Origin of the sequence: Phormidium sp. FACHB-592, assembly GCF_014695795.1 — a bacterium.
GTDB lineage: Bacteria > Cyanobacteriota > Cyanobacteriia > Leptolyngbyales > Leptolyngbyaceae > Stenomitos.
In genome coordinates this window covers 19,248-41,401 of record NZ_JACJOZ010000011.1, presented here as the reverse complement: position 1 = coordinate 41,401, position 22,154 = coordinate 19,248, and the positions used below count along the sequence as shown (strand labels likewise).

Sequence of the window (22,154 nt, the reverse complement as noted above, 5' to 3'; positions counted from 1 at the left end):
ACGACCATGATTGCTCAAACCAAGTCGTACCAGATGACACCCGAAGAATAGCTGGAGTGAGAACCTATACAGGAAGAGCGGTACGAGTATGTGGATGGGGAAGTCTTTGTGCTGCCAGGAGGCTCGAAGCCTCATAATCGGATTGCGCTTAACCTGGCAACGGCATTAGATGGCTATCTGCAAGACAAGGGCTGTGAGCTTTACATGGCGGATGTCAAAGTGCAGGCATCGCAAACCAGCACCTACCATTACCCAGATTTGGTAGTGACGTGCGATCGCCGCGATCAGAACTCCAATCAATTCGTGCAACATTCGTGCTTGATCATCGAGGTGCTGTCGCCGTCCACCGAAGCGTATGACCGGGGCAGCAAGTTTGCCTGCTACCGCAAGCTAGAAACCCTGCAAGAATATGTGCTGATTGAGTCAACGGCGATCAACGTAGAGTGTTTTCAGCGTAATGCTGAAGGCTTTTGGGTACTGCATCCCTATGAAGCAGGCGTCACTATAACCCTAGAAAGCATTGGCTTCTCGCTGGCGATCGACACGCTCTATCGTCAAGTGCGGTTTGACGAAACGGCGATCGCTTCGGATGGGGAAGCCGTCAATTGAATGCCCCGAATCGAGTAATCTAGCAATTGCATCGGATGCAGCACAGGCACCGTTTTGCCCTGAAGCTGTAGGTGTCTGCTAATTTGTACAAAGCAGCCAATGTTGGCTGAAGCTATAAGCGAGGCACCTGTCTGAAGCAAATTTTCGACTTTTTGCCGACCGAGTTCTGCTGCCACCTCTGGCTGTAAGATATTGTAAACACCGGCACTGCCGCAGCATAGAGCAGCATCCACTGGTTCTCGTAGCCGCACGCCTGGAATTTGCTTGAGCAGTTGGCGCGGCTGGACGCTAATCTTTTGCCCATGCAGCATATGGCAGGCATCTTGATAGACCAACGTTAGCGGCTCGTCCTGCAACGGCGAGAGGTGGGCAGTCAACCCGACATCAGCAAGAAATTCCTGCACATCCTTCACTTTCGCAGCAAAGTCTTTAGCTCGCTCTCGGTACTCAGGGTCATCCTGCAAAATGCTGCCGTACTCCTTAAGCGTATGCCCACAACCAGACGCATTGATGATAATGGCATCTAGGTTTGTACCGGCAAAGCTGTCAATGAGCTGACGTGCCAGCGTTTTAGTCTGGTCTTCTTGCCCCTGGTGATGGGTGAGCGCACCGCAACAGCCTTGGGTCGGTGGCACAATCACTTCGCAACCGTTAGCAGTGAGCACGCGCACAGTCGCGTCATTCACTTCGGGGTTGAAGAGGCGTTGGACACAGCCAAGCAGCAAGCCTACTCGATAGCGCTGCTTGCCCTGCGCTGGAATCACCTCCGGTAGTAGATCTTGAAACGCCTGGGCAGAAATGGGTGGCAACATAGATTCCATCGCTGCCAGTTGGGGTGAAAGCGACTTCAGAAAGCCTAGCGATCGCACCAAGCGCTGCAAGCCTGTTTTCTGATATAGACCGAGGGGACGCAGCATGAGCCGTAGCCGATCGGGATACGGAAAGGTAGAGAAGATGAGACGACGCAAGAGAGTTTCAGGGAGCGATCGTGTCTGGTTGCGTTCGACCTGCGATCGAGTCGACTCAATGAGCTTGTCGTAGCGCACCCCAGAAGGGCAGGTGGTCACACAGGCAAGACAGCCCAGGCAGGAATCAAAATGCTGCGTCGTTGCAGTAGACAGGGGAATTTGTCCCTCATTGACCCCATCCATGAGGTAAATCCGTCCTCTCGGCGAATCCATCTCTTTGCCAAGCACCCGATAGCTAGGGCACGTAGAGAGGCAAAATCCACAGTGAACGCAAGCGTCAATCAGGGTAGGATCGGGAGGATTGTGCGCGTCAAAGGCTAATAGAGAAGGGCTAAAGTCTAAATTCGAGCCTAGCTCATCCCCTTTCAACCTTGATCCTTTATCTGTTCCCTCAGCGTCCTTAGTCTCAGACTCAAACTTTTCGTAACTAGCACTCATGACTTAAATTCCGCCTACAAATCGGTGGGGACTCAAACGGTTGTATGGATCAAATTGCTGTTTTAGTTGGCGCATCAGGTACAGTGCATTACCGTTGTAACCCCAGACATCGATCGCCTGTTTAAGCGACACTGGAGCCTGGAGGATAGAGAGAAAGCCGCCATTTTCCTGACAAAATGAGCGAATGTTTAAAAGGGTTTCGGGGGGAGTAGCGGCATCTAGCAGCAGCCGACCCAGCCCGCTAGCAGCATGGATCTGTACAGAAGGAAGCAGCCCAGACGGCGGTGCGATCGCTAGCTCATTGTGATGCTTGGTAAGAATGGCTAACAATGCCACCGTTGCGGAGGGGCGTATCCCTATTTTGCAGGTTATGGCATCGATCGGGGGAGCCGCAGTCATCCGTTCTCGTAAGCGTTGCCATAAAGCCGTGTCATCAGTACCCGAAAGAGGGGCGATCGTCAGACCCAATGCCTTGCTGACTTCAACCATCCGATTGGTTTGTTCCTGTACGCTCGGCAGCATACTTTGAAAGCGGACGGCAAGCGCAGTGCCCTTTCCCACATCCATTGCAGCGACGAGCGATTCAGACAAGAGATCAGCGCTGGCAGGCGTTAAAGATGAACTGAGTAACAGTTGGGTGGCGTGCGCGATCGCAGCAGCCTCTCCACTTAGCACAACCGTTTGCGATGCTTCGGGCAAGGGATACACCCGCAACGTCGCCTGAGTGATGATGCCTAACGTACCGTAAGAGCCAGTAAAAAGCTTCATCAAGTCGTAGCCGGCAACATTTTTCACGACACGTCCACCCGCTTTAGCAACCTGCCCATCCGCTCGGACGATCGACACGCCCAGCAACAGATCGCGCACGCCGTTGTAGCGTTGACGGAGCGAACCTGTATCGGCTGTCGCAATGATACCGCCGATCGTAGCGTGGTCTGGATAGGCAGGGTCGATTGGTAAGTACTGTCCTGCGGTTGCCAGTGTTGCTTGCACATCTGCAAAGCGCATTCCTGCTTCTACCGTTACGGTTAAGTCGCCGATCGCGTGGTCAATCAGTCGCTTTAACCGCTCTGTACTCACCAGCAGCAGCGGTACCCTCTTCTCTTCAGCCTTCAGCCCTCTGCCCTCTGCCCTCTGCCCTCCTATTAAACCGCCCCATGCCAATTTGCTACCCGTACCACAGGGTAAAAGCGGCTGGCGATCATCTGCCTGCACCAGAGTAGCCAGAGCTGCTGGCGTATCAGGATAAGCAATACCACTTAAAGTAACGTCAGGAGCAACTGCCTGCGCGAGCGACGCCTGTTGAGCCGCAGGCAATGTCTCCCAAGCCTGCACCTCTACCGCTTCAGTCAGGCTCTCAAAGGTTTGGCGATCGGTGCGATTTTCTGCGGAATGTATCCCCATGCGTTGCATCAACTGAAGGCTCATAGCCTACTCTAACAGTCACACGGATGACAATTGTGAATCAGCTAAATACACGGACGACGAAGCATTCAAAATCAACACACAATAGAAGATAGAACCGCTGATAGTGGTTGAATAGGCAAAACCAGATCGCGCACGCGGTTAAACATGGCTGAACAGTTTGCTGTCGATCGCTCAATCACTAAGTACGGTTGACAAATTATTTAAGTACAGGAATATTGCAGCAATGTCGGATTTTGGTATGCCCCCTACATGAATCGTGACATTGAGAGCAAGCGATGAAAAGAATTCTAGTCATTGAAGATGATCGCTTCATTCGGGAACCGCTTCTAGAGTTACTGGAGATTGAAGGCTTCAGCGTCCTGGGTGCTGAGAACGGCAAAATTGGTGTTGAACAGGCACAGGAGCATTTGCCCGATTTGATTCTGTGTGATGTGACCATGCCACAACTTGATGGCTATGAGGTACTGAAAGCTTTGCGGCAGGACACTGCTACGGCTGCCATTCCATTCATTTTTCTGACAGCACGAGGCGCAAAGACCGATTTTCGTCACGGTATGGCATTGGGTGCAGATGACTATTTAACCAAGCCTTGTGATGCAAAAGAATTGCTGACTGCGATCAACAGCCGCTTTACTAAACAGGCAGTGTTAGTTGAACAGTCTCAGCAACAGCTCGAAAGTTTGAGAAGCAGTATTGCGCTGTCATTGCCCCACGAACTACGAACGCCTCTAAACGGCATTTTGGGGCTTGCCGAGGTGATTATTGACGATTACAAAAACATTGAGCGGCAGGAAATACTCGAACTAACGCAAGGTATCCATAGCGCTGCCGAGCGGCTCTATCGGCTCATCCAAAACTTTTTGCTCTACTCTGAGCTGGAAATTACCGCCCGTGATGACGAGCGCCTCGCGTTGCTACGTAGTGGTGAGACGCGCATTCCTGCGGCGCTGATCATGGCTGTGGCGACGGCGATCGCCAAACAAGAAGGACGCGAAGCCGATTTGCATTTAGATTTGCAAGATACCAAAATCCAGATCTCGGATCTAAAGCTCAAAAAAGTGCTGGAAGAGCTAATTGGCAATGCTTTTAAGTTTTCGGCGGCAGGTACTCCCATTCATCTGTCAGCCAGAATCGTTGACGAAGGTTTGAGGCTGACAATTACCGATCGTGGGCGGGGCATGACTGCAGAGCAGCTTGCTAGCCTGGGTGCCTATATGCAGTTTGAACGCAAGTTTTACGAGCAGCAAGGGTCGGGGTTGGGCTTTGCTATTGCCAAACGCCTGATCGAGTTGCACGGCGGCGACATTACGATCGACAGTATCCCAGAGCAGCAAACCACAGTACAGATAACGTTTCCAGGCTGCCAGAGCTAATACCGTTAGAGAACGCTACAAAAGAGCACAGATTAAAGGACTAAATCAAGTCAAATTTTTCATTTGAAGGCACGGCATTGCCTTAGCATAGCCATGCCAAAGACGATTGCTCCTACAGATTGTTCGGCTTTCATCATTCTGGTTACTAGCTACTACCGAACTTGAACTGTCTTTGCCCTTCAATGAAGAGATTGTTTGAAAAATGTCTGGCGGTTAAAACCGCGATTACATAGATAAAGCCCACCGACACGGACTACGGAAAGTTAAGGGTTTTAGAACCTCGTTTCTTGCATGCTGTCAGGCTATGGGAAGTTTCTAGCCTTTTGGGCATGGCTACGCTAGTGTCCGTGTAACTGCGACTTCGATCGCTAAAGCTACTCTAAGAAAAGCGACGGAAAACCCAACTGAAAAGACGGTTCTCCGCTGTATGAAAAGGTTCGAGAATAAGTCTTTATCGGTAACTACAACTGTGCTTTGACGGTTTACCCCAATGTTGTAACGCCCTTGCTGCCCTACATTAGATTCATTGGCGCTATTAGTAAAGCTGACTGCTAAAGACATCGTTTTACTAACAACATTGCCAGCCTTTCTCACTATCTCAACGATTAATGTTGCAACGTTATAGATTTTCGCCTCGCTTACCGCAGCGCACTCTTTCTCAAGTCCCATCGCTTTCAAGAGGTCCTTCCACCATGTTACTCATTCGCTGGCAACCTTGGCAAGAAATCGAAACCTTGAGTCGTCAACTCGATCGACTGTTTGACGATTTCACTCCAGCTAATCGCACGGCTGCTCCTGCTGCTCACACTTGGACACCCGCGATCGAACTCAAAGCGACTGATGCAGCGTTTGTGCTTCGTGCTGAACTTCCCGGCATTGCTGCCAAAGATCTAGATATTCAGGTGACTCGCGCAGACGTTTCTATCACTGGTGAGTATCGCTCTGAAACTAAGAATGAAGACGGCAAGTTTTTCCGGTCTGAGTTCCGCTACGGTAGTTTCCGCCGTGTAGTGCCCCTACCAGTTGCCATCCAAAACGATCAGGTTAAAGCTGACTTTACTGATGGCATTCTGACCCTGACGCTACCCAAAGTAGTGAGCGATCGCCCCAAAGTTGTGAAGGTTAACTTGGCTGACGCGATCGCCGAACCCAAGCTAGAAGCCGACAGCAATCATATGCCTGCTGAAACGCAAGCGACACATACTGATGACGTTTGGGCTGAGAAAGCTGCATAGGAAAGGCTAAAGGATAAGGGATGAAGTATAAAAAGCAATTAAGCCTTTAGCCTTCATCTTTTATCCCTTCTTCTCAACCGTCCAACCGTAGGTTCGGTAAATACGCCTTCATCAGAGCATCAATCGCAATCAGTATAGAGAGAGTAGAAGGCGCGTTGTGTGCCTCTTAGTAATATCAAGAGCGTTCTTGCTGACCGCCTGACTTTAACTGATGGCGCTTACCTGCTCTGGCTTGATTGGCTAGCTGCCACCCCCGTAATTGTTTTTGTAAATTTGATGGAGCCGAAGCACTCATGGCAAAAGTTGTTGGAATTGACTTAGGTACAACCAACTCATGCGTCGCAGTGATGGAGGGTGGTAAGCCCACTGTCATTGCCAACGCTGAAGGGTTCCGTACTACTCCTTCTGTAGTCGCCTTTGCGAAAAACGGCGATCGTCTCGTTGGGCAAATCGCCAAGCGTCAGGCGGTCATGAACCCCGAAAACACGTTCTATTCAGTCAAGCGTTTCATCGGTCGTCGCTACGACGAGATTACGCATGAAGCGACCGAGGTTGCTTACAAAGTTCTCAACGTTAACAACAACGTGAAGCTGGACTGTCCCGCTGCTAGCAAGCAGTTTGCACCCGAAGAAATCTCTGCACAGGTGTTGCGGAAGCTGGTCGAAGATGCAAGCAAGTACCTCGGCGAAACGGTGACTCAAGCAGTCATTACGGTTCCCGCTTACTTCAACGACTCGCAGCGTCAAGCAACAAAAGACGCAGGTAAGATTGCAGGTGTTGAAGTGCTACGGATTATCAACGAGCCGACTGCTGCTTCGCTGGCATATGGCTTGGATAAGAAGAGCAACGAAACCATCATCGTCTTTGACTTGGGCGGCGGGACATTTGACGTATCGATCCTGGAAGTCGGCGATGGCGTGTTTGAAGTGTTGTCAACCTCTGGTGATACCCACTTAGGTGGCGACGACTTTGACAAGAAAATTGTGGACTATCTTGCAGAAGAGTTCCGCAAAGCAGAAGGTATTGACCTTCGCAAAGACAAGCAAGCGCTGCAACGTCTGACTGAAGCAGCAGAGAAAGCCAAGATTGAACTCTCTAGCGTGACGCAGGCAGAAGTCAACCTTCCCTTCATCACCGCGACTCAGGACGGACCCAAGCATTTGGATACAACCCTGACTCGTCAGAAGTTTGAAGAACTCTGCGCTGACCTGATCGATCGCTGCCGTATCCCTGTTGAAAATGCACTCCGTGATGCCAAGCTCGATAAGAGCAGCATTGAAGAAGTGGTATTGGTCGGTGGTTCCACCCGGATTCCGGCTGTACAAGAATTGGTGAAGCGGGTTCTAGGCAAAGACCCTAACCAAACTGTAAACCCTGATGAAGTGGTTGCTGTTGGTGCGGCTGTGCAAGCAGGTGTCCTGTCAGGCGAAGTCAAAGACATTCTGCTGCTGGATGTCACCCCACTGTCTCTTGGTGTCGAAACCTTGGGCGGCGTGATGACCAAGATTATTCCTCGCAACACCACTATCCCCACCAAGAAGTCAGAAGTCTTCTCAACGGCGGTCGATGGTCAAAGCAATGTGGAAATCCACATTCTCCAGGGTGAGCGCGAAATGGCGAACGACAACAAAGACTTGGGTGTCTTTCGTCTTGATGGCATTCCCTCTGCACCACGTGGCGTACCGCAAATCGAAGTCACCTTTGACATCGACGCAAACGGTATTCTAAACGTCACCGCTAAGGACAAGGGCACTGGCAAAGAACAGTCCATCAGTATCACGGGTGCCTCGACCCTGCCGAAGGACGATGTGGAACGCATGGTGCGCGAAGCCGAGCAAAATGCCACTGCTGATAAAGAGCGACGTGAAAAGATCGACTTGAAGAACCAGGCGGATTCGTTGACCTACCAAGCTGAGAAGCAAATCAACGAACTGGGTGATAAGGTGCCTGCGGCGGATAAGACTAAAGTTGAAGGTCTAATTAAGGATCTGCGCGACGCGATCGCTAAAGAAGACTTTGACCAAATCAAAACGCTGACTGGCGAACTGCAACAATCGCTTTACAGCATCAGCAGCAACCTCTATCAGCAAGCCGGTGGTGATGCAGGTTCGCCTCCTCCAGGTGGTCCTGACATGGGTGGTCCTACCCCTCCCTCTGGTGGCGCTGACGATGATGTGATCGACGCTGACTTTACTGAATCCAAATAGTCTTAGTGACTATTGCTAAGTTGACCGCTCCTTAACTTCTAGGCTGATCGAGATAGCAAACGCTAATCGATCAGCCTTTTTTGTAGGCATCAGAGCCCCGACTTCCTCAAGTAGGGAGCTTCATCCTAAGATCGTCAGTGCAACCGTTGCACGTTTATGAAACCGGTAGCCCAATTTGAGTAAACCAGGTGTATTTGTCGATGTACCCACGCTGAAAATGAATTTTGCCATCAAGAATATGAAAGAAGCCACAGCCTTGCAGGGTATATCGCTTACCAGTAGGTGGGCAGCCATCAAGTTCGCCCAGGAAGGTACCCCCACCACTCCACTCGACCATTCCCCACTCATCATCTGCAAAGAGATTTTCGACATGAGTGTAATTATCAGGAAAGGCACCAAAGAAAGCGACAAAACTCTCAAGTAGTGCTTCGCGTCCTTTAAGAGGATCGCCGAAAGCAACCTGATGGTTCACCGCGTCTTCGTGATAAAGCTCAATCAGGGCATAAGGGTCGCGAGCATTGTAAGCAGCAACCCAGTCTTGAAGCACTTGTTTTGGCGTTTTCATGTTGCTTTCTGTGGGCTAGATGTCTCAAACTTGCAGCACTTCTAATATTTCTCTAAGCTCTCTACTGTCGCAAAACACGAGCTTTCATTCACTCCAAAGAATCTCGGCATGATAGCGAATGTGGTCTTCGATAAAGGTGGAAATGAAGTAATAGCTGTGGTCGTAGCCGTCTTGCATTCGTAGCGTTAGTGGCTGTCCTGCCTTCGCGCACGCTTGCTCAAACACCTGTGGCATTAACTGTTTTTCTAAAAACGTATCAGCCGTACCCTGGTCAATCAAAATTGAGTGTTTGAGTTGAGTTGTTAGCACAAGTTCGCTGGCATCGTACGATCGCCACGTTTCCTCATCGGCTCCGAGATAGTTAGTAAAGGCTTTTTGTCCCCAGGGCACACGCATAGGAGCAACGATCGGCGCGAAGGCAGACACTGATCGATACTGCTCCGGGTTTCGCAACGCACAGACTAATGCCCCATGCCCGCCCATAGAATGACCAAAGATGCCTTGACGGTCTATCTTTACAGGGAAATGAGCAGCAATGATTGCAGGTAGTTCTTGGGTCACGTAGCTGTACATCTGGTAGTGCGATCGCCACGGTTCTTGCGTAGCATCAACGTAAAAGCCAGCGCCAGTGCCAAAATCCCAGTCGTCCTCTTCACCAGGAATGTTTGCACCACGTGGGCTGGTATCGGGTGCCACCAGAATTACGCCATTTTTTGCTGCAAATTGCTGCGCTCCCGCCTTCACCATAAAGTTTTCTTCAGTACAGGTCAGTCCTGACAAAAAGTACAGTACGGGCAAAGGTTCAGACTGCGATCGTGGCGGCAAATAAACTGTAAACTTCATCTCTCCCTTGCAAGTAGTGGATGGATGGCTATAAAAACTAACGGTGCCGTTAAAGCAGGCATAGGTGTTCAAGGGCGTGAGTAGTTGAGACATAAACTGAGAGAGCTTGATATGGGGCTGGTTGCTTAATCGCAATCTACACTAAACGCGCACCTGCTGACCGATCACCTGCTCCTAGCGGAACTGCTACGCTCCTCTATCACATGTGTTACCATTTGTGAAACTCTTGTTTCAACAGAATTATCAATGGGCAAGGTTCTGGTGCTGAATGCGTCTTACGAACCGCTCAACATTACGAGCTGGCGTAGGGCAGTGGTTTTGCTCATTAAAGGCAAAGCCGAGCAGGTTGAACACAACGGCAAGTACATTTATTCTGGCTTTCCACTGCCAACGGTAATCCGGCTGCGCCACTACGTCCGCGTGCCCTATAAAGAAATTCCGCTAACCCGCCGCAACCTCCTTCACCGAGACAGCCATTCCTGCCAATACTGTGGCTATATTGGCGATGATCTAACGCTTGATCATGTGATTCCGCGATCGCGAGGCGGCGGCGATTCTTGGGAAAACATCGTTACGGCGTGCGTGCGTTGCAACGTTAGAAAGGGCAATCGTACTCCCAAAGAAGCTAATATGTTGCTCGATGTGGCACCACGCAAACCTTACAGCGGTTTATATTTTGAAGTAACCAAGCATCTCAAGAACGGAGTCAATCAAGAGTGGCGCAAGTACGTAATCGGTATCTAACGAGCGACCCTTCAAGAGTGTGCTCTTGTGGAAGCAAATCGTTAGAAGTAGCGCCGTAGCAGTAGACTCAGAAAACGGCATCAAAACGCTTAATGTTATCCCAGCCACAATCTAGCTCATAGGGCTGACCTGGGATCAGGTTGACTAGTCGAGAGATATAGCATTTGGCTTATGACGTTTCACCTTTTTTTTGCGAAGATCGAAACAGTACCCATAGTTTGACCCTTGCCAATCTCTGTAAGGGTAGTAGAGTACGCGCCGAAGCAAAGCTTCACTCACCTTTTAACCCCATATGCACGATTCGTCTCCCTCCCTCGACAGTCTGTTATTGCTCACGGAAACACATCCCTTGAGCGTCCAGGTGGCTCCAAATACTGTCGAGCAGACAGACCAGTTTGCTGCAAGACCGCTTCAGCCATCTCTACGCAGTCAATCATCTAACCATTCAGGAGCGAACCAAATAGTTCAGCCGTTTGCCTATGACGTGCCTCGGTCTTCAGAGCAAAGTCAGAAGGTAGAAGAACTTCACCAAACTTTAGAGCGGCATCGGGGCGATCGTCAACTCCTGATTCTTCAAGATTTTCCTGATCCAGATGCGCTCTCATCTGCCTGGACTTACAAGCTGATTGCTCAGAAATACGACATTCAGTGCGAGATGGTTTATGCGGGCACCCTTAGCCACCAGGAAAATGTTGCTCTCGTCAAGCTGACCAATTTACCGGTGCAGCGCCTCACGCCGCAAGTTTTAAAGAGCCGAGATTTATCGAAATATCAAGGCTGTGCTTTGCTCGACAACCAGGGAACCACCAGCCAACTGTTGCCGTCTGTGCAGCAAGCGGGCATTCCCATTACGGTTGTGATTGATCACCACAGTATGCAAGGAGACCTTAACGCTGAGTTTGTCGATATTCGTCCCTACACCCGTGCCACAGCCACCATCCTGACGCAATACCTCCAGGCAGGACTGCTCAAGCTGGATAGCAATACTAGTGAACACGTTAAATGTGCAACGGCACTGATGCATGGGTTGCGGTCTGATACTAATGCGCTACGGCAGGCAGGCGAAGAAGACTTTTTGGCAGCCGCATACTTGAGCCGCTTTTACGACGCTCAACTGCTGAATGCCGTCCTGCAATCGTCTCGATCGCGCCAGGTGATGGATGTGATCGAGCGCGCGTTGAAGAACCGCATCGTGCAGAACAACTTTTCGATCGCGGGGGTTGGCTATCTCCGCTATGACGATCGTGATGCCATTCCCCAGGCAGCAGACTTTCTCGTTACTGAAGAAAACGTTCACACGGCGGTTGTCTATGGCATTGTCCATGATGAGGATGAAGAGTTAGAGGTCGTCGTTGGCTCACTTCGTACTGACAAACTGACGCTTGACCCAGACGAATTTATCAAAGAAGCCTTTGGTCAAGATGCACAAGGACGTTTCTTTGGCGGCGGACGATCGCAGGCAGGTGGGTTTGAAATCCCCCTTGGCTTTCTGTCTGGTTTTACCGAAAGCTCTGAATACGCCAAGATGAAATGGGGTGTCTTTGATGCCCAGGTGAAGCAAAAGCTACTGCGGTTAGTCAACCCCGATCAGCACTATCCCAATAGCTAAGTGAGGCAGAGGAGAAGGCTAAACATTCTCTAGAGCTTTGCTTTGTTAGTCATAGCCCTCCCCTCTCCAGCCTTTAGGATAGGCTTTCACCGCAAGCAACGAGCGTGTCCTTCATCCCTTAGCCTTCATCCCTCACCCCTAGCCTCCCGCCTTCTATGCCAGCACTCGATCTTTACCTTATCCGTCACGGTCTTGCTGGAGAGCACGGAACCTATGCTAATGACGATGAGCGACCCCTAACTGACGAAGGGTTCCGGAAGACACGACAGGTAGCAAAGCGGCTTCATGCGCTGTCACTCCAGTTTGATATCATCCTGACTAGCCCACTGGTGCGAGCGCGACAAACGGCAGACCTTTTGCTAGAGGCAAAGCTGGCTCCGGCCTTGCAAGTAACACCTGCACTAGCACCGGATGGTAGTTTGCATGAGTGGTTAGCCTGGTTAGAGAGCTGGCGATCGCTCGAAACCAAAGCGCTGGCATTAGTAGGGCACGAACCAAACCTGAGTCTTTGGGCAGAAACACTGCTCTGGGGAAAAACGAATAGCGTGTTAACACTCAAAAAAGCGGGTGTGCTGGGGCTAACCTTGCCGGAACAAACACCGATCGGTAATAGTACTCTCTTTTGGCTAACCCCACCTCGATTTTTACTGTAATGGCATAGGGCGAACAGCGCCAGTAGGTCATTGCTAGTGCCATGCAGACGCAGTATGCTAAATAGTAAGCACGCTAAGTAAATAAGGTGCAGCCAGATGGTCTTGCCATCAACGGAACCACCCACGTCAGAGCCGTTCCATGCAGTCCTAGCACCACACGGCATTGGCTACCGGATCAAGCTCTTGTCGCAGCTTTTGGCACGTCGCTTTCAAGAGCGATTGGACCAGTTTGATCTGACCATCTTTCACTGGGTCGTGCTGTGCTGCCTCTGGAAAGAAGATGGTTTAGCTATTTCTAGCCTCGGCGAAAAGCTACAGCAAGTCGGTGGCACGCTTACGGGGGTACTCGATCGGATGGAAAGCCGAGGCTTGATTCGGCGAGAACGCGACCCCCGCGATCGACGCATCTGGCGCATCTGGCTAACTGAAGACGGTCGCAAGTTTGAAACCATTTTGCCGCCGATCGCAATGGAATTGTGTGAACAAGCGATGCAAGATATGTCTCACAGCGAACGTGAACACTTTTCTGAGTTGCTGAACCGCGCGATCGCCAATCTCTCATAGCCAATAGCCAGTACTTATGCTGTTGTCTAAACGCGTCTCTACTTAGGTAAGGAGTCTATTGTGAAAGCCCAGCGAATGGACTTCCTCTGACTAGAAAAGTGCGTTGAAGGTAAACGCCTCAATTCATCCTCAAGTGTTACAAACCCTTAATCAAAGTTTGCTAATTTATTTGTAAGCAGAAACTACGCATACGAAATAACGGTGATGGAGAAATTGAAAGGATTGATCAAGCATGAGCGTTCAACTCAAAACGTGCTCTCGTCCTTCCTCATTTCTTACTTCCTTCTATTAAATGAAACGCAATGAATTTCGGAATTGAACGTTTAAAGCCGATGTTACGCGCCCTACGATCGCGCAATTATCGGCTTTTTTTCTTAGGACAGGGTGCATCGCTTATTGGCACCTGGATGACGCAAACTGCCACGATCTGGCTGGTTTATCATTTAACAGGTTCGGCACTAATGCTGGGATTGGTTGGTTTTGCCAATCAGTTTCCCAACTTTGTGTTGACTCCCTTTGCAGGCGTGTGGGTCGATCGGTGGGATCGTCGTCGGACGATCATCATCACACAAGTTCTTGCCATGATGCAGTCGCTATCGCTGGCGTTTCTGGCTTTAACCGGCACGATCGAAGTCTGGCAGATTGTGGTGTTGGCGGCATTTCAGGGCAGCATCAATGCGTTTGATATGCCAGCGCGCCAGTCGTTTGTTGTGAAGATGGTTGATCGGCGAGACGACTTAAGCAATGCGATCGCCCTTAATTCGTCCATGTTTAGCAGTGCACGGTTGGTGGGTCCTGCGATCGCGGGTTTAATCATCGCTGCAACAAATACAGGCGTTTGCTTTTTGATTGATGGCGTGAGCTACATTGCCGTGATTGCTGGCTTGTTAGCTATGCGCCTGCCGCCCGAACCACCAGTAGCGAGCAAACCAGCAGAAACCATCTGGTACAGCTTGAAAGAAGGGTTCGATTACGCCTTCGGGTTACAGCCAATTCGTTCCATTCTCCTGCTGATTGCCTTGGTAAGTTTGGTGGGAATGCCCTACATGACGCTGGCACCCATTTTTGCCTCCGAAATACTCCACGGCGGACCCGAAACGCTGGGCTTTTTGATGGCATCGTCTGGGCTAGGGGCGCTGATGGCTGCTGTTTATCTGAGTGCTCGACCGAATGCGTTGGGGTTAAGTAAGCTGATTGCGATTGCCCCAGCCATTTTTGGCAGTGCGCTGATTGTCTTTGCCCTTTCTCGCGTGCTGTGGTTGTCTATGCTGGCAGTGTTGCTCATTGGTATGGGTCTCGTCTTGCAACACACCTCCGGTAATACCGTGCTGCAAACGATCGTTGATGATGATAAGCGCGGCAGAGTGATGAGCTTCTACATGATGGCGTTTACCAGCACCGTCACCTTCGGTAATTTAGTAGCAGGCAGTCTTGCCACACACATTGGCGCGCCTAACACGCTCCTGCTTGGCGGCATCCTCTGCATTAGTGGCTCCCTTCTGTTTACCAAACAGCTACCGGAAATGCGGCGCTCAATGCGACTCATTTATCGACGTATAGGGCTGCTGCCTCAACCTGACTCTTAACGCTCACTCACCGGACATCGCCACCTCATTGTTCGGTTCCACGACTCCTCTTTGATCAATAATCCAGATATGGTCATAGTAGGAGTTATGCAGAAGGATATTCCAACGACGGGTATCTCTAAGTAGAAGTGAACATTGTGCCTAAATGGTTACTACCAACTTTAAGTGAAATTCTGGCGTTGAACGATCCAACCTGGATGGACTATTCAGCGCCAGCAGTAACAATGGAGTCGATCGCACCATTTCGATCGCACCGTTCGGCGCTACAGCGTGTGCGAGCAGAGCGCGAATGGTCTGGGGCGATCGCCGCTTTAAGTCTACTGCTGCAAAACGTGGTGGCAACAGCTGAAGCGAGTGACACGGAACCAACGACGCAAGGTTTTGTGCTGTCGGGACCGCTCCCAGTCATTAGCCATCCCGCCTTAGTCTGCAATTTTTCTACCTGGTCGCTAACGGCAAATCCGCTTCATGTTGCAGCTTGGTTGCCGTTGCAACTGCTTCCGGCAAGCGATCAAACGCTCGTCGCTTCCCAACCAGAAACAACGTCTGCCTTACCTTTGTTACCTGGCGATCCACTGGCAGCCGAGCAATTTTGCCTAGTCTTAACGTCCCGCTTCAGCCTGGTTGTGGTTTTAGGCGAATCGTTGCTGGGCGAACCAGCGTTCATGTTTTCGTTTATGCCAACGGTTGTGGAACAAGCATGGAATGCGATTCGCCCGCGCATTTTGCTCATGAATTCTGAGCAGATCGAACAGTTAGATGCCTTAGCAGCGCAATTTGCTCCTGTAGCGCCAGACTATGCAACTGTAATGCGGTTTAGCCGCTTGATGTTGGCGCATTTACCAGAGCCGCTAGAAGAAACACGCAGCGAAAAAACTGAGGGGCAGTCCGTTGCACAGCGCCAAGAAGCAACTAGCAAGCGTCAAGGCGATCGTCAAAACGTTCGTAAACACCCTGCGCCATCGCATTACCAGACGATGCCGTTGCCTGATGCTGCCAGTCTGGATGTTGAATTGCTGCAAGCCCTGGCTCATGAAATTCGTACACCTCTTACAACCATTCGCACCCTCACGCGATCGCTGCTAAAGCGAATTGATCTTCCTCCTGATGTAGTGAAGCGTCTGGGCATTATCGATCGTGAATGTAGCGAACAAATCGATCGCTTTGGCTTAATCTTTCGTGCCGTTGAGCTGCAAACCTCATCGTCGCGCCCCAGCAAGATGTCGCTCACGCGGACACCCTTAGCCGAAATGTTTAAGCAAAGCATTCCGCGTTGGCAGCAACAGGCAAGTCAACGACAGCTTACCCTCGACATTGTGCTGCCTCAGAAGATGCCGACCGTTGTGAGCGATCCAATGATGTTAGACCAGGCACTAACTAGCTTAATCGAACGCTTTACGCGCAGCCTGCCCGTGGGTAGTCATATTCAAGTAGAGGTGGTACCCGCAGGCAATCAGCTTAAGGTGCAGCTTCAGTCTGAAACAGACTCAGCGATGGCAGCTCAAAAGCAGCATCGACCCTTGTTGCGATCGCTTGGGCAACTACTAATGTTTCAACCAGAAACGGGCACTCTTAGCCTTAATCTGGCGGTGACAAAAAGCTTATTTCAAGCACTAGGTGGCAAGCTTATCGTGCGCGATCGACCACAACAGGGCGAAGTAATGACCGTCTTTTTGCCGTTAGAAATGAGCAGTATGGAAATACTGGATGCAGAGCCAAAATTGCTTTAAAGCAAAACTCCTAATTTCTTTACGAAGTCAGGAATTTGAAGCACTATCTACTAAACCTTAATTAGTTAAGTAAAGGAAGATGTCTTGAATCTTCTCTTTCACATTTTTGTCTAGGTTGGATTCTAATGAACGGTGTCTGTAGATAGAAACATAAAAGCGTAGGCAGCAAATTTGCTGCCTACGCTTTTAAATGTCATACCTGAGTAGCGACCAGGTTATAGACTAGTCAATCATCCTTTTGACGTTATCTTTCACATCTTCAACTGTGTGACGACCCTCGGCTTCAGCTTGTTTTGCTTGACCTTCAGCCTTAGTCTGGGGATCGCCAGTCACATTACCAACGCCTTCTTGAATTTTCCCTTCAACATTTTTGGCAGTTGCCTTAACTCTATCTTCTAAGCTCATAATGATCTCCGTATTTTGTGTTAAAAAATGTACTTTCCATCTCAGTGAATGTATTGATTCGTTCACTTCAAAACTTTGAGTACAGTTACTAATCTACAGGGATCAACCTGTTTTTCTATCTCCCTCTAGATGTAACTCAACACACTCCACAAAACCTAAAGATACAGAGAAAACAAGCTTTCTTACCGTTCACACCTAGAATTACAAAGTCTCGTCTTCTACAATTAATGTCTGGGACTTCTAAGTAGCTAGGCAGAATTCTTCGCAAGAGGCACTGAGTGAAGTCGAAGTGCCCTCAGCCCTAGGTGTCAGTGGGTTAAGCACAGCTGAAACCCGGTCTCTAAATGGTGCTTAATTTAGCCCTCCTACTTAAAAGTCAATTAATTTTTCTTCAATAGCTGTAGGGGTGATAGCAGAGTATTTTTTGAAAGATTAAAGCCGCTCAAAAAACACTGCTTTATTCAGGTCTAACGTCCTCTCGGTGACTGGGGTTGCAACCTATTTTGAGGACAGTAGTGCTAGCGCAGCACCAGCGAATCATTCAAGATCAGCGTAAGGTCAGTGTTCGGTTCAACCACAATGACATCAGCTCGTTTTTTGCCGAAGACTAAGCCACCCAAAGCGCCAGCACCCGCGCCAACAAGGATTTTGCCAAGGGTGATACGTCGTCTGCCAGTGACGCCAGAGATGATGGTAGCGGCACCAGCACCGATAGCGGCTCCCTTAAGTACAGCGCCGGTATTTGTTCCTGGCACAATTTCTTGAGTTCTGGTGACGACTTCAGAGGTTGCGTTGATCGGCAATACCGTACCATCCGTCAAGGTGATCTGCTGGGCGTAAAACTGAGAACCACCGTCAGCAGGTCTTAATTCACCTTTAATTTGACTACCCGATCGCACCAGAATTTCGCCAGAAGAGGAGCGAATATTTCTATCAAGCACCAATGTGAGAGGCGTAGTTTCGTTGGGTGACACGACAACTTTTTCAGCGCCATCATACCGAATCGGCAGCCGTGTTCCAACCGGAATCGCGACTCGACGGGGAGCTTGCTGCGAGGGAAAAAGCTGCGCCACTGTATAAGGAGCAGGAGGTGCGGTTGCGGCGATCGCCAGCGGCGCGATCGCCGGTGCTGTCATTCCTAAAGCAATTACAAACGCCGTTTTAGACTGCCATCGACTGAAATTAAACATAAGTCGCCACCTAAACATATGCATTAGATGGTTTAAAGACTTGGCAAAAGATTGAAAGGTTCCAGTGGCAAAGGGAGTCTAGAGTTACAGCAACCTTTAAAGGGGCTGCTGATGGATAACAGAGTGAAGGGGTGGGAGAATAAAGGATTAGAAGAATGAAAGGGTGATGGCATGGGAGAGTGAGGGTGGGGAAAAGCCTGGCTTCTGAGAGCGGCAATGCTGTAGAGCCAGGAGAAAACGTTTTAAGTTTCTCATGCCCGTTTATAGCCTTCAGCCTTTCACCGTCCCTTCAATCGTCTCAGTAGCCAATCAAGCCGAGTTTCTGCTAGCGCTACATTGTCTTTTGCGTCTCGTGCCAGCTCATCATTGGGTAGGTCAGTGACTTCAGACTGATTATTGCTGCCATAGCCAAGTTGATTGACGGTGACACGCAGCCGATTGGAAAGAAAAATGGCAAGAGCGCGGTAAAACCGTGATGCAAAACCAATGTCTTGACGCAGTTTGGTTGCAAGCTGTTCTCTAGGAATAGAGAGAACAAGAGAATTTTTGGCAGCGGTGACGGTTGCAGACGGGGGACGGGTATCAATGAAGGACATTTCTCCCACCACTTCGCCGCTGGACAGGATAGCAATTTCTCGATCGTCCATAGCGGCTACCGAAACGCTAAGTTCGCCTTCAAGCAAGATATAAAGGGTGTCGATCGGCTGCCCTTCATGAATTAGCACCGTTCCAGCAACGACTTCTTGCCGGACGGCAGTTTCTAGCACCCAATCAATATCATCGTCGTCCAGCTCGCCTAGAATGAACAGAACTTTCTTCATGCGTTTGTGCGGTGTCTCATGATTACCAGGATAATCGTTCCAACTGCCTGACACATCCTGACTTTGTACTGTTTTATCCAAAGCGCACCGAACCAGACAGACATTTAGACAAAATTCTGATAGCACTTACAGGCAGGAGCAAAGCGACAAGAGGGAACCTTAAACGTCTGCCATCATGCGTTAGCTGAAAAATGTTTGCAGGGCATCTGTAAATGCGTTGGGTTGTTCGAGGTGAGGGACGTGACCACAAGCAGGAAGCATCCGTAGTTGAGCAGTAAGGCAGCAGTTAGCCATCGCTTGATTGATTGTACAAAATTTGCGATCGTCCTCCCCAGTTAGCAACAGCAGGGGCTGTGTATGGTGCTGCAAGCGTTCCCATAAGGATGGTTGTGACCCTGTACTGAGATAGCGTAGCGATGTTGCCAATAAAGCGGGATGATTGTGCGATCGCCGCTCTTGCACCTGCATAAACACAGGATGATGACGCAGGGCATGAAACAAGGGCTGACCGTACCAGTAGGATAGAAAGGAGGGAAACGCGGCTTCGATCTGGTCTGCTAAGGCACGATCGTGTTTCAACCGTGCTGCCCGTTCGGCTTTTGTTCTGAGTCCAGGGGAGGCTGACTCTAGCACCACTTTTGGAAAACGCTGGGGGAAGTGAAGCGCTAAGTACAGCGCCAACCGACCACCCATTGAGTAGCCAACCAAAAAACATTGAGGAACATTGAGATGATCGAGCCAGGAGACGATCGCGTTAGCCGTCTGCGGCATGGTGTAAAGAGTATCTTCACCCTCAACGATCGTGTTGCCGTGACCAGGCAAGTCAACCGCGAGGCAGCAAAACTGGTTGGCTAGACAAGTCATTACTGTGTCAAAATCGGCGCTGTTGCCCATAAAACCATGTAGAAACAACACGACTGGCAGTTCACGCTGCCCATGTACCGTGTAGTGAAACCGATAGCCCATTGATTGATTAACCTTTTGCCTTCTACCTTTAATTCGCGATGAGTGTAAGCACTTTGCCCGATGGATTGACCACCCCCTCACTGCTGCAAACGCTAGCGTTAGTCGCCCAACCAATTGGCTTTCTAGAGCAGTGCGCCCAACGTTATGGTGATACGTTCACAACGCGCGTGTTGGGTTGGCAGTCGCCGCCTGTCGTATTTTTTGGCGATCCAGGGGCGATCGCCCAAATCTTCACAGCTCCAGCCGGTCAGTTTGAGTTGGGTAAAGTAACCCATGTCTTCCGACCGCTGACGGGCGATCGTTCTCTTATCATGCTAGATGGCGAGCGGCACCAGCGACAGCGACAGCTTTTGATGCCACCGCTCCATGGCGATCGTATGCGAACCTATGGTCAACTCATTTGCGATCTGACCCGTCAAGTGATTGCAGACTGGACTTTAGCTAAACCCTTCTCGATTCGAGAATCTACGTCTGAAATTTCGCTTCAGATCATTTTGCGGGTCGTCTTTGGCATGACGCCAGGACCGCGCTACTACCAGCTCAAACATTTGTTAAACGCACTGTTGGAAGCGGTTACATCGCCGCTGTATTCCAGCCAATTTTTCTTCCCAATGCTGCAACGAGATTTAGGGCGCTGGAGTCCGTGGGGTGCGTTCCTCAAACAGCAGTATCAGATTGACAAGCTCATCTACGCTGAAATTCGGCAGCGTCGCGCTCAGTTTGACCCCGATCGCGCCGATGTCTTGACGCTACTGCTATCAGCTCAAGATGAAGCGGGTCAATCAATGAGCGACGAAGAATTACGCGATCAATTAATGACTCTTTTGCTGCTGGGGCATGAAACGACTGCATCAGCTCTCTCCTGGGCGTTTTACTGGGTGCATGAAAAGCCATCAGTATTAGCAAAACTACAGCAAGAGCTTGAGTCATTGGGCAACGCACCAGACCCCGATCGCCTCGCTCAGTTACCCTACTTAACCGCTGTCTGCAAAGAGTCGCTGCGAATCTACCCGATCGCGCTCATCTCCCAGCCGCGCAAGGTCAAAGAACCCGTGCAGATTGGAGACTATACGTTTGACCCAGGAGCCATTCTAATTCCTTGCATTTACCTGGCGCATCGTCGCTCACAGACCTATCCTGCCCCAGAGCAATTTCAGCCAGACCGCTTTTTGCAGCAAAAGTTTTCGCCCTATGAGTTTCTGCCCTTTGGCGGCGGTTCACGAAGCTGCATTGGCGCAGCCTTTTCGCTGTACGAAATGAAGCTGGTGCTGGCAACTGTCCTCTCTTGCTATACCTTGACTGCTACCACGCAGGGGACCGTCAAGCCAGAACGCCGTGGCATTACATTCGTGCCCTCTAGCAATTTTCGGCTGACTGCGATCACCCGCCGCACTAACACCAGCGCTGTAAACTCTAGCGTTTAAGGCAATGACTGATGGAATTAGGCAAACACCGCGGTTGATGCACTAATCTTCTGGGTCGCCGATCATATTTGGGCTAATCAGCGTAATGTCAAACTCGTCGGGTGGCACCGTCATGATGGCATCGCGCTTAAGAGAATAATAGATAGCGCGTACTTGTGGTCCAAAGACAACTTCATCTTCATTTTGCAAATCGTGTGCCTGAAGCTTGCGCCCGTTAATCATCAGACCATTGGCACTTGTTCTGCCTTTAAGATTGCCATCCACAATGCGGTAATAATAGGTGCCATTATCGTTGAGGAGCTGCACTAAGGTCGCGTGACGGCGCGAGACAAACTGCGAAACGAGCCGCACATCACATTTTGGATCTCGCCCGATCGAATAGACAGGACCATCAAGGACAAATTCTCGCCGTCCTTTGTCATCCTCAATAATCAGCAAATGGTTTTGATGCGGTTCTGAAGGCATTGAACAATACGTGACGTGGTGAGGTAAGCGCTGGCTAGACCGATTTCCTGAAGCTTTCTAAACTGGCTCACTACACTTCTAGCCTAGCTTAAGTAATGGAAGCCAACAGCACTACTTCGCCATCATAGCGCCTGTTGCAGAACACAGCCTAGATTTAGCGCTGATCAAAATATTCCAAGCCGGATACCTAAACGCACTGCCTCTGAATCAAAGAGCAACACAGCCCCAGGTGCTTACAAAGCTTAGATAAGCCCGTAGCAAAGTAATGCAGTTTGAACGGGACGCTGAGTGTAGATAGCGCATATCATTCTGAGCAATAATCAGTAAAAGC

Annotated in this window: 21 protein-coding genes; 11 read left to right on the top strand and 10 right to left on the bottom strand. The window is 50.1% G+C overall.

The annotated features are described in order from the left end of the window. The first annotated feature begins 66 nt into the window (after nucleotides 1–66). A complete protein-coding gene (locus H6F86_RS01625; protein WP_347240066.1) occupies nucleotides 67–609 on the top strand; it encodes a Uma2 family endonuclease in 543 nt (180 codons plus the stop codon). On the opposite strand, the gene H6F86_RS01620 is transcribed toward H6F86_RS01625, so the two are convergent. Then, the gene (locus H6F86_RS01620) at nucleotides 555–2,015 is read right to left on the bottom strand and encodes a heterodisulfide reductase-related iron-sulfur binding cluster (protein WP_190446360.1); all 1,461 of its coding nucleotides are present in this window, start codon (nucleotides 2,013–2,015) and stop codon (nucleotides 555–557) included. The two genes, H6F86_RS01625 and H6F86_RS01620, sit on opposite strands and share 55 nt — an antisense overlap. Before the next feature lie 3 nt (nucleotides 2,016–2,018). After that, nucleotides 2,019–3,443 carry an FAD-binding oxidoreductase gene (locus tag H6F86_RS01615; protein WP_242033313.1) on the bottom strand — a complete coding sequence of 475 codons (1,425 nt, stop codon included), beginning with the start codon at nucleotides 3,441–3,443 and terminating at the stop codon, nucleotides 2,019–2,021. Nucleotides 3,444–3,718: 275 nt separating this feature from the next. Here H6F86_RS01615 and H6F86_RS01610 point away from each other — a divergent pair, with 275 nt between their 5' ends. Then, on the top strand, nucleotides 3,719–4,816 hold the full coding sequence (locus H6F86_RS01610; protein WP_190446359.1) for a response regulator: 1,098 nt from the start codon (nucleotides 3,719–3,721) through the stop codon (nucleotides 4,814–4,816). Between the two features lie 333 nt (nucleotides 4,817–5,149). Here the strand turns inward: H6F86_RS01610 and H6F86_RS01605 are convergent, their stop codons facing one another. Then, on the bottom strand, nucleotides 5,150–5,494 hold the full coding sequence (locus H6F86_RS01605) for a hypothetical protein (RefSeq protein ID WP_190446358.1): 345 nt from the start codon (nucleotides 5,492–5,494) through the stop codon (nucleotides 5,150–5,152). Nucleotides 5,495–5,508: 14 nt separating this feature from the next. Here H6F86_RS01605 and H6F86_RS01600 point away from each other — a divergent pair, with 14 nt between their 5' ends. Together H6F86_RS01600 and dnaK are read left to right on the top strand one after the other, a co-directional pair. Further along, on the top strand, nucleotides 5,509–6,051 hold the full coding sequence (locus tag H6F86_RS01600) for an Hsp20/alpha crystallin family protein (RefSeq protein ID WP_190446357.1): 543 nt from the start codon (nucleotides 5,509–5,511) through the stop codon (nucleotides 6,049–6,051). Nucleotides 6,052–6,344: 293 nt separating this feature from the next. Beyond that, the gene (gene dnaK, locus H6F86_RS01595) at nucleotides 6,345–8,258 is read left to right on the top strand and encodes a molecular chaperone DnaK (protein ID WP_190446356.1); all 1,914 of its coding nucleotides are present in this window, start codon (nucleotides 6,345–6,347) and stop codon (nucleotides 8,256–8,258) included. 154 nt (nucleotides 8,259–8,412) lie between these two features. Here the strand turns inward: dnaK and H6F86_RS01590 are convergent, their stop codons facing one another. After that, nucleotides 8,413–8,823, bottom strand: coding sequence for an ester cyclase (locus H6F86_RS01590; RefSeq protein WP_190446355.1), 411 nt, complete (start codon nucleotides 8,821–8,823; stop codon nucleotides 8,413–8,415). An 84-nt stretch (nucleotides 8,824–8,907) separates the two neighbouring features. Next, nucleotides 8,908–9,759, bottom strand: a complete 852-nt coding sequence (gene fghA / locus H6F86_RS01585; RefSeq protein WP_190446354.1) for an S-formylglutathione hydrolase — start codon at nucleotides 9,757–9,759, stop codon at nucleotides 8,908–8,910. A gap of 153 nt (nucleotides 9,760–9,912) precedes the next feature. On the opposite strand from fghA, the gene H6F86_RS01580 reads away from it, so the two are divergent. The 6 genes from H6F86_RS01580 to H6F86_RS01555 all read left to right on the top strand — a co-directional run bounded on the left by H6F86_RS01580 (nucleotide 9,913) and on the right by H6F86_RS01555 (nucleotide 16,552). Then, complete coding sequence (locus H6F86_RS01580; RefSeq protein ID WP_190446353.1) at nucleotides 9,913–10,410, top strand: HNH endonuclease; 498 nt, start codon at nucleotides 9,913–9,915, stop codon at nucleotides 10,408–10,410. Between the two features lie 292 nt (nucleotides 10,411–10,702). Continuing rightward, nucleotides 10,703–12,019, top strand: a complete 1,317-nt coding sequence (locus H6F86_RS01575) for a bifunctional oligoribonuclease/PAP phosphatase NrnA (RefSeq protein ID WP_206755997.1) — start codon at nucleotides 10,703–10,705, stop codon at nucleotides 12,017–12,019. Nucleotides 12,020–12,174: 155 nt separating this feature from the next. Continuing rightward, nucleotides 12,175–12,672 carry a phosphohistidine phosphatase SixA gene (sixA, locus tag H6F86_RS01570; RefSeq protein ID WP_190446352.1) on the top strand — a complete coding sequence of 166 codons (498 nt, stop codon included), beginning with the start codon at nucleotides 12,175–12,177 and terminating at the stop codon, nucleotides 12,670–12,672. Between the two features lie 96 nt (nucleotides 12,673–12,768). After that, nucleotides 12,769–13,236 (top strand): MarR family winged helix-turn-helix transcriptional regulator, encoded by a 468-nt coding sequence (locus H6F86_RS01565; protein ID WP_190446351.1) that lies wholly within the window; start codon nucleotides 12,769–12,771, stop codon nucleotides 13,234–13,236. A gap of 302 nt (nucleotides 13,237–13,538) precedes the next feature. Continuing rightward, nucleotides 13,539–14,822 (top strand): MFS transporter, encoded by a 1,284-nt coding sequence (locus H6F86_RS01560; protein WP_190446350.1) that lies wholly within the window; start codon nucleotides 13,539–13,541, stop codon nucleotides 14,820–14,822. 137 nt (nucleotides 14,823–14,959) lie between these two features. After that, a complete protein-coding gene (locus H6F86_RS01555; RefSeq protein WP_190446349.1) occupies nucleotides 14,960–16,552 on the top strand; it encodes a HAMP domain-containing histidine kinase in 1,593 nt (530 codons plus the stop codon). 222 nt (nucleotides 16,553–16,774) lie between these two features. Here the strand turns inward: H6F86_RS01555 and H6F86_RS01550 are convergent, their stop codons facing one another. The 4 genes from H6F86_RS01550 to menH all read right to left on the bottom strand — a co-directional run bounded on the left by H6F86_RS01550 (nucleotide 16,775) and on the right by menH (nucleotide 19,934). Then, nucleotides 16,775–16,957, bottom strand: coding sequence for a CsbD family protein (locus H6F86_RS01550; RefSeq protein WP_190446348.1), 183 nt, complete (start codon nucleotides 16,955–16,957; stop codon nucleotides 16,775–16,777). A 518-nt stretch (nucleotides 16,958–17,475) separates the two neighbouring features. Beyond that, nucleotides 17,476–18,147, bottom strand: a complete 672-nt coding sequence (locus H6F86_RS01545) for a hypothetical protein (protein WP_190446347.1) — start codon at nucleotides 18,145–18,147, stop codon at nucleotides 17,476–17,478. Nucleotides 18,148–18,425: 278 nt separating this feature from the next. Then, entirely contained in the window at nucleotides 18,426–18,968 is a 543-nt protein-coding gene (locus tag H6F86_RS01540) for a cyclic nucleotide-binding domain-containing protein (RefSeq protein WP_190446422.1), read from the bottom strand. Between the two features lie 180 nt (nucleotides 18,969–19,148). Continuing rightward, a complete protein-coding gene (gene menH, locus H6F86_RS01535; RefSeq protein ID WP_190446346.1) occupies nucleotides 19,149–19,934 on the bottom strand; it encodes a 2-succinyl-6-hydroxy-2,4-cyclohexadiene-1-carboxylate synthase in 786 nt (261 codons plus the stop codon). A 38-nt stretch (nucleotides 19,935–19,972) separates the two neighbouring features. On the opposite strand from menH, the gene H6F86_RS01530 reads away from it, so the two are divergent. After that, nucleotides 19,973–21,358, top strand: coding sequence for a cytochrome P450 (locus H6F86_RS01530; protein ID WP_190446345.1), 1,386 nt, complete (start codon nucleotides 19,973–19,975; stop codon nucleotides 21,356–21,358). Between the two features lie 42 nt (nucleotides 21,359–21,400). Here H6F86_RS01530 and H6F86_RS01525 read toward each other — a convergent pair whose 3' ends face one another. Then, complete coding sequence (locus H6F86_RS01525; RefSeq protein WP_190446344.1) at nucleotides 21,401–21,823, bottom strand: FHA domain-containing protein; 423 nt, start codon at nucleotides 21,821–21,823, stop codon at nucleotides 21,401–21,403. Between the last annotated feature and the right edge of the window lie 331 nt (nucleotides 21,824–22,154).